Genomic DNA, 7,170 nt, shown 5'->3' on the forward strand with positions numbered 1-7,170 from the left:
TGAGCGAATACTTATTATTCGATGCGTAGCCAGACATCAGCAAACCAATCGGCACGATTCTCGAAAACGCAATCCACAAAAAGACGCCCGTAATTACATTGGTTATTAACAAATTTTGACCGAAGGGAACGATCAAGTAGGAGATAAATACCGGGAGGACGACAATAATCGGCCCAGCGGTAAATAAAATCGGATCGGCATTAGCGGGGGTGATATCTTCTTTAAATACCAGTTTCAATCCATCGGCGACTGGTTGTAAGACGCCCAAGGGGCCAGCAAATTCTGGGCCGATCCGCTGTTGGACGGCGGCGGAGATTTTGCGCTCCAACCAGACATTGACGAGTACGCCGACGGTGGCACCGATAATCATCAGTAACATCGGAAATGGCATCCAGAGAACTTTAGCTAGTTCGGCGGAGATCCCCAAGTCACTAAGGGATTGGATAAAAGTTCCTTGAAGGTCAATACCTGAGTTCATATAGCAGCTCTTAGTTAAGTGAGGTATGTGCGCGAGTCTCTGAATGAGGTTGTCAGTTAGGAGCTAGCTTAAGATTCCTACTTCACACCTCATCTTCATCAGAAAAGCTGTATGTGTCTCTTGACTATTTATGACAGGCTCGTCCATCCCGCGCGATCGGGTGAGGTGGTAGCATCGGCAACATACTCTAAGTATGATTTTCATCACTATTAGTATATCGCGGTACGGCAGTTCCTAGCTGTCCGGCAGTGGTTTTAGCTAGCTTTCGATTCGCTAGCCTCTCGATCGATACAGACTACAGACAATCCGACCATCTTTGCGCGATCGAAATGAGGACATATTCCCATCGGGGTCGGTAATTAAGCGATCGCGACAATCATAAGATGCCGCTGGCATGTCGATCCCATCGATCCTCACCATTGCCTGATATTGCCAGTAATTTTTCGCACTGCGCTTGATATCAATAATACAGATCTGCTGTCCGTCCACCTGACGACAAAATTCTGCTCTGGCTGGAGTCACACTCCCCAACCAAACGAACAATCCGATCGCAATTAATCTAATGATATTTATCAGCACCTAATTCTCAACATCACCGCTTTCCTCCAGAATCGATATTAACAAATATTGGGAGATTAATCTCCTAATCTCGCTAATGAGGATGTTAGGTCACTATTGTCACGATTTCGGCATCATGACGATCGACTAGATGAAACTGCCGGAATAAACAAATTGGCGTAGATCGAGATCGAGTTTATCGTAACTTGCACTATTCGATCGATTCAGCCCGAAAGAGTGTATGTGTGATAGTTGAGATCGCACTCGATCCCTAGCAAACATCCATCCCCAACCATCCGCTTGTGAAAACTAAAATTCTGACCACACTATTGCTTGCCACCCTAACCTGCGGTGGCATCAGTACTGCTTATCTTACCCCCGCTATTGCGAAACCACCAGTAGCCAGTACTGCCAATCGCGTCTATGCCAAAGCGAATCCTGCCGTGGTGACGATTCGCGGTATTCGTGGACATGGGAGTGGCTTTATCATCAGCGATGACGGTTATGTTGTTACCAACGCGCATGTAGTCAAAGGGCAACCCGCAGTGGTGACATTGATGATGGCGGACGGGAAAACAGAACTTCCTGCTGATGTAGTGGGATTCGGCAGAAATGGGCTGGATCTAGCACTGCTCAAAATCAATCGTCGGGGTCGAAAATTTCCAACACTTGCCCCAGCCGCGACCTCAGCGAAAGTCGGGGACAATGCCTATGCGATCGGTACGCCATTTAGAGAGGCTTTCCAAAGTACATTTACCACTGGGATCGTCAGTGCCGTCCGTGACGGTGGTAATTTCATCCAACACAATGCCGCTATTAATCCAGGAAATTCTGGCGGGCCATTGTTAAATGACAGAGGCGAAGTAATTGGTGTAAATACAGGTGGATTTGGTCGAGATACGGGTAATGTCGGACTCAACTATGCAATCGGTGTCGATCTAGTCCGTCAATTTGTCAACGAGGCACGTCAGGGGAAAAGTTCGCCTGTAGCGACGATCGAGAATGAATAACTTTTCGGTGCTGCTGCATATTTCACTGGTTAACCGCCCGATTTAGATGACTAAGGGTAGCAAACTCATTAATTTCCTAGCTCAAGCTGACATTCAACTAACTTAAATCAATTCTTATGCAATTACATCACCAAACCCGTTCCGCATTCACATCGCATATTGCCACCACAATCTGGTTATCTACCCTTGCTATTTTTACCGGATCGGTGGTGACGACAATCCCCACAGCAGCTATCGCCCAAAATACGCCGACAGTTCAATTTTATTGCGGTAAAGCCGCAGATCCGAGCAGCAAAAGCAACCTTCCGGCTACTGTGGCGAAGGTGAGCGGCGCATCAGAAGAACTCGTATTAATTATCTGGAAAAGTGAGGCTTTTAAAACTACACCCCAACAGCGGTGCGAAACAGTCTCGCCCAAATTTCAAGCATCACTGCAACAGGGTCGCCATTATCTGACTGCGGGTATCGATAAAACAAGTGGTATGGGAATGATTTGTGCGATGGCTAACGCCGAACAGCCTTGCGATCGCACCAATATGTTATTCACGCTCAAATCTTATCAAGATGCTGGTACGACGCTCGAAGAACTCTCTAGCGTCTTCGCTGGAACGGCAAGTACGCCCCAGTATCAAAGCAGTGGCAACCGAGTTGTCGATCTTCGCAATTTTGCTCTATTACGCAAAAAGTAGTTGACAAATGGCGATCGATTGTCGATTGTCGAGCTGTGGGTTGGTAAGCTGTCGCCATCAACCCACAGCTCCAAATTTTAGATTGCTGTTGCATAAATCGGGAAGACTATACTTTTTAATAAACATGAAAAATAGCTTAATTACGATCGCGCTCGTCAGTGGATTAACTATTAGTTCGATTGTGGTATCGATCGCCGCCATCGCCCAATCGCCCACAAAAGTAAGGTTTTATTGCGGTCAAACTTTCGATCCCAATAGTAATGCGATCGTCCCCACCACCTTAGTTGCCAGCTCATCCAGGCGCGAACCTGTCGCGTTGATTCAATGGAAATCGAAACTGAGTGGTAAATATACCCCTCAAGTTCGCTGCAATATGGTTTCCGCTAATTTTCAACAGGCATGGTCGGCCAAAAGATTGAATTATATTACGGCTGGAATCGATAAACAATCGGGATTGGGAATTATTTGTGGGATGAAAGATAGAGCGACTAGCTGCACTCGATCGAGCATGTTATTTACCTTGGCAAATGGTGCCGAGGCTAGTGAAACGATCGAACGGATGAAAGATATTCAAACTGGAACTGGTAGCAATCCTGTTCCCCAAAGTTCTGGGGATGGCATTGTAGATATTAGCAGTATTATTAATTAATCATGAATAGATTATTTAGGTCGATCGCGATCGCTTTATCTCTACCTATACTCATTGTCTCGCCCCCATCTTTAGCCAGGGAGAAAACAGATAACGTCCAATTTTTTTGCGGTCGTATCAATCAATCTGGCACGATCGTTCCCACCACCCAAGCGGTAAGTAGTGGCACGACTGAGCCTGTGTCGTTGATTCTGTGGAAATACACACCGCCGAAAGGGATGACTAATCAACAACGTTGTGAAATGGTATCCAAACGATTTCAATTGGCATGGGATCGCGGCAGTTTTGATAAGTTGATTGCGGGCATAGATAAAGCTAGCGGACTAGGACTAATTTGTGCGGTACGTTATACCGAACGAACGTGCGATCGATCCAATCTATTATTGACGCTCAATAATGGCAGCGATGCTGAAGATATGCTCGATCGAATACGCGGTACACTGTCCAACCCAGATAAAGGAACGCCGATTTCTCAATCTAGTGGTGAAAATGAGATCGATATGCAGTTGTTACGCGATCGATTAAAGAACAAGTAGACATCGACGAGGGTGGTGTAAAGGACTACTAAACCCACTAAAAAATTGCTAAAACATGAAACATATTATTCCAACTATTCTCGCTAGCCTATTTTTATTGCCAGCAATCTCGTTGGCGAAGCCTCTCCGCTGGAGAATAGTCCAAGCAACAACATTATCAAACCTTACATCGCACAGCAACTCTACCACTCAAATCACCCAAAATAGCAATTCAGAACTCGATCGACTCGACGAAGCCCGAAAGCAAGCCAGCACCAAAGTAAATCGGATTGCTAAAGACATCACCGTCCGCATCACATCAGGTACTAATGGCGGCTCAGGTGTCCTGATTGCTAAAAAGGCCAATACCTACCTCGTCCTCACCAATGCCCACGTCACGCGGCGCACAAGCCAATTTGAAATTCAAGCACCCGATGGACAGAAGTATACAGCTAAACCGATCGATGGTGGATTCGATCGTAAGTACGATTTAGCCTTACTAGAATTTACCAGCTCTAAAAAATACCAATTAGCGAACCTCGCCAATCCAGGTATCCTCAAACCAAACGATCGCAATATTTACAGCGCGGGATATCCGTTTGACTCCAAAGCTCTCAGAATTTCCCCAGGTGCAATTACCCAACTTTCCGATATTCCCTTCGATAACGGCACCCAAATCGGGTACGAGATTGCCAAAGGCGAAAAAGGCGTGCGTCAAGGGATGAGCGGGGGGCCAATTTTTGATGGAACGGGGACATTATTGGGCATCAATACCATTGGTGCGGCACCGATTTTATCCAACTATACTTACAACGATGGGAGTAAACCGCTAGCTAAACTTGCGGCAAAATATCGCGAGGCTAATTGGGGCGTACCCATCTATAACTTTCTCACTACTGTCAAGCCCGATATCCTCTACGGTTACGATAATTTGCCCAAGGTGACACAACAAGCCACCCCGACGGGATTCATCGCCGAGCGCAATCAACAAGCGCGGAAAATGACAGTCCGCATCGAGAATAACGAGAGTGGTTCGGGCGTAATTGTCGCTCGTGAAGGTAATAATTACTATGTCCTCACCGCCAAACACGTAGTCGAAAACAAGGGAACTGCCCAAATCGTCACCTACGAACAAGATCGGCATCCCGTCACCAGCACCGTAGTTGCGAAAGGGACAGATCTCGCAGTGCTGAAATTTACCAGCACCAATGATTATCCAACTGGTAAATTGAATCGATCTAGCCCTAATGACAATGACATCGTATTTGTCGGCGGCTTTCCAGCGCGGGCTAAAATTAATAGCCCCCTGTGGCAATGGCAACTCAATCCTGGCTTTGTATATAGCCGCGAACAGGGTAAATTTGAGACTCAAACTCAAGCTACATTTGCCGATCGATACGATCTACTTTACAGCAGTATTAGTTATGGCGGCATGAGTGGGGGGCCAGTCTTAGATCGGGCGGGAAATATCATCGGGATTCATGGTAGGGGCGAAGGAGAAGATTTCAATAGTGCGGGGATCTCGATTCAAACCTTTACCGGATTATTGACACAGTTAGGTGTCGCGCCGAAATTATTGACAGTTATCGATACTCCACCAGCACCATTGACTGCCGCACAAAACAGTAATATTCGGCAAGCGATGGAAAATATCACCCCACCGCAAGGTAGCGATGAGCGGGGAGAGCGTTCATTAGCCTATGGCAGGCAATTATATCGAATGCGGAAATATCGGAAAGCAGTAGAGGCTTTTAGAACTGCGGCTGCTAGAGGGCAAGTAGTGTCGGGTAATTATGGCTTGGCTTTAGCACTAGGATTGACTGGCGACCTTCGCTCGGCAACAGATGCGATCTCGCAAGCGATTGCTGCTGTGAGTAAGGAGCCAGCATCGGTGATTAAGGGTAGTTATTACCTGTGGAGACACCAGAGTGTTCTTTGGAGATTATCGGGAAATTATCCTCAAGCTCTAGCAGCGATAGACAAGGCTATCGCGCTGGAACCGAGCGATCTGACGTTACGAAATGAAAGAGCGCGAATACTAATTGTATCGGACAATAAATCGGCAGCGATCGAGGAATATAATCTCATCATCAATGGGCAACCAGAGGCATATACTTACTACAATCGCGGGGTTGTTAAATACCAATTAGGGCAGAGAATAGCAGCACTCCAAGATTTCGATCGAGCCATTACGCTCGATCCTCAATCTGCATCTGCTTACTACAATCGTGGAATTGTTAAATACCAATTAGGGCAGAAAATAGCAGCACTCCAAGATTACGATCGAGCCATTTCCATAAATCCTCAACATGCTAAAGCTTACGGTAATCGCGGAATCGTCAAATCCGAATTAGGGCAGAAAATAGCAGCACTCCAGGATTTCGATCGAGCCATTTCCATTAATCCTCAATTGGCTCAGGCTTATGGTAATCGCGGACTCGTCAAATCCGAATTAGGGCAGAAAATAGCAGCACTCCAAGATCTCGATCGAGCCATTGCCCTCAATCCTCAATTGGCTGATGCTTACAATAATCGCGGGGCTGTTAAATACCAATTAGAGCAGAAAATAGCAGCCCTCCAAGATTTCGATCGAGCCACTACACTAAATTCTCAATATGCTGAAGCTTACTATAATCGCGGTCTTATTAAAGCTGAGTTAGGACAGGAAGAATCAGCTATTGGGGATATCAGGAGAGCGGCTGAGTTGTTTAGGCAGCAAGGACGGATGGATTTATATCAAAAAGCAATGAGTTTAATTAGGTAGGTGGGTGCAAATATTTATTAAATAGATAATGCCTGAAACTTAGATGGTGGGCAGTGCCCACCCTACACAGTATTTTATATTTAATTATGCCTACCTACTTAAATAATATATGCTGAGTTGTTGCGGCAGCATGTGCGGATGGCTCTGTCTCAAAGGGCGATGGATTCAATCAAACAGTTGCATTCCACTAAAGAATGCCCAGAAACTAGACTTTTCAGAATTACGCTAGACCCCAGACTTCTCCAATAATTCGGGAAGCTGAAACTACTAAAAAATTGCTAAAATATGAAAAATATTACGCCAATTATTCTATCGAGCCTGTTTTTATTCCCAGGGATCTCGCTCCTACAAGCAACAGCATCATCGAATCACCCCACGACAAACCCCAAATCGTCCACCCAAATCTCGCAAAATATCGATCCAGAACTCCAGCAACTCGACGAAGCCCAAAAGCAAGCCAGCACAAAAGTAGATCGGGTTGCCAAAGACATCACCGTCCGCATCACC

At 46.0% G+C, this 7,170-nt stretch carries 8 protein-coding genes; 6 read left to right on the forward strand and 2 right to left on the reverse strand.

The features are described from left to right. Positions 1–478 (reverse strand): NADH-quinone oxidoreductase subunit H (locus RMO52_RS22355; protein ID WP_310418725.1); only part of this gene is annotated, 478 nt, incomplete at its 3' end. 273 nt (positions 479–751) lie between these two features. Continuing rightward, positions 752–1,057 (reverse strand): hypothetical protein, encoded by a 306-nt coding sequence (locus RMO52_RS22360; RefSeq protein WP_309744215.1) that lies wholly within the window; start codon positions 1,055–1,057, stop codon positions 752–754. 281 nt (positions 1,058–1,338) lie between these two features. Here RMO52_RS22360 and RMO52_RS22365 point away from each other — a divergent pair, with 281 nt between their 5' ends. From RMO52_RS22365 to RMO52_RS22390, 6 genes are all read left to right on the forward strand, one after another. Continuing rightward, positions 1,339–2,046 carry a trypsin-like peptidase domain-containing protein gene (locus RMO52_RS22365; protein ID WP_309744217.1) on the forward strand — a complete coding sequence of 236 codons (708 nt, stop codon included), beginning with the start codon at positions 1,339–1,341 and terminating at the stop codon, positions 2,044–2,046. A 116-nt stretch (positions 2,047–2,162) separates the two neighbouring features. After that, positions 2,163–2,735, forward strand: a complete 573-nt coding sequence (locus tag RMO52_RS22370) for a COP23 domain-containing protein (protein WP_310418728.1) — start codon at positions 2,163–2,165, stop codon at positions 2,733–2,735. 124 nt (positions 2,736–2,859) lie between these two features. After that, positions 2,860–3,384: a COP23 domain-containing protein gene (locus RMO52_RS22375; protein ID WP_310418731.1), complete on the forward strand. Its 525-nt coding sequence runs from the start codon at positions 2,860–2,862 to the stop codon at positions 3,382–3,384. A gap of 2 nt (positions 3,385–3,386) precedes the next feature. Further along, on the forward strand, positions 3,387–3,920 hold the full coding sequence (locus RMO52_RS22380; protein WP_309744223.1) for a COP23 domain-containing protein: 534 nt from the start codon (positions 3,387–3,389) through the stop codon (positions 3,918–3,920). A gap of 55 nt (positions 3,921–3,975) precedes the next feature. After that, positions 3,976–6,663: a trypsin-like peptidase domain-containing protein gene (locus tag RMO52_RS22385; protein WP_310418735.1), complete on the forward strand. Its 2,688-nt coding sequence runs from the start codon at positions 3,976–3,978 to the stop codon at positions 6,661–6,663. Positions 6,664–6,948: 285 nt separating this feature from the next. Beyond that, positions 6,949–7,170: hypothetical protein (locus RMO52_RS22390; RefSeq protein ID WP_310418737.1), on the forward strand; the 222-nt coding region annotated here is incomplete at its 3' end.

Origin of the sequence: Chamaesiphon sp. OTE_8_metabat_110, from assembly GCF_031382685.1 — a bacterium.
Taxonomy (GTDB): Bacteria; Cyanobacteriota; Cyanobacteriia; order Cyanobacteriales; family Chamaesiphonaceae; genus Chamaesiphon.

Coding starts and splice junctions, on each gene's coding strand:
- RMO52_RS22370 (WP_310418728.1), top strand. CDS start 2,163: ATGCAATTACATCACCAAACCCGTTCCGCATTCACATCGCATATTGCC.
- RMO52_RS22375 (WP_310418731.1), top strand. CDS start 2,860: ATGAAAAATAGCTTAATTACGATCGCGCTCGTCAGTGGATTAACTATT.
- RMO52_RS22380 (WP_309744223.1), top strand. CDS start 3,387: ATGAATAGATTATTTAGGTCGATCGCGATCGCTTTATCTCTACCTATA.
- RMO52_RS22385 (WP_310418735.1), top strand. CDS start 3,976: ATGAAACATATTATTCCAACTATTCTCGCTAGCCTATTTTTATTGCCA.